The organism is Nocardia rhamnosiphila NBRC 108938 (assembly GCF_000720425.1).
Classification (GTDB): domain Bacteria; phylum Actinomycetota; class Actinomycetes; order Mycobacteriales; family Mycobacteriaceae; genus Nocardia; species Nocardia rhamnosiphila.
The window spans coordinates 1-300 of the sequence record NZ_JOAJ01000068.1 but is presented as its reverse complement, the minus strand read 5'-3'; the positions used below and the strand labels follow the sequence as shown (position 1 = coordinate 300).

The window sequence follows — 300 nt, the reverse complement described above, 5'->3', positions numbered from 1 at the left end:
GGCACCGGGATCACCGGCAGGCGTAGTAGTACGGCTTGTAGGCGCAGATGTCGAGGTAGCCGCCCTGGTCGTTGTCGTAGGTGAAGCTGCGCTGGGCCGGGATGGCGTGCACCGGCTCGCTGCGGTTGCTGGGATCGCTCGGCAGGTCGTGGGTGTCGCCGTAGCTGCCCCTGCCCGGGTGGGAATCGTCGCGGCTGCTGTGGCCGGGGACGTCGGCGAGGGCCACTTGGGGGGCGAGGGTGGCGGGGATCGCGGCGAGGGCTCCGGCCAGCACGGTGGCGGCGGCGATTCTCTTCACGA

1 protein-coding gene is annotated in these 300 nt (G+C 71.3%); it reads right to left on the bottom strand.

All coding sequences use genetic code 11. The annotated features are described in order from the left end of the window. Nucleotides 1-10: 10 nt before the first annotated feature. Nucleotides 11-300, bottom strand: a 290-nt coding sequence (locus IG75_RS39645; protein WP_036516224.1) for a hypothetical protein, incomplete at its 5' end; no start/stop codon positions are given.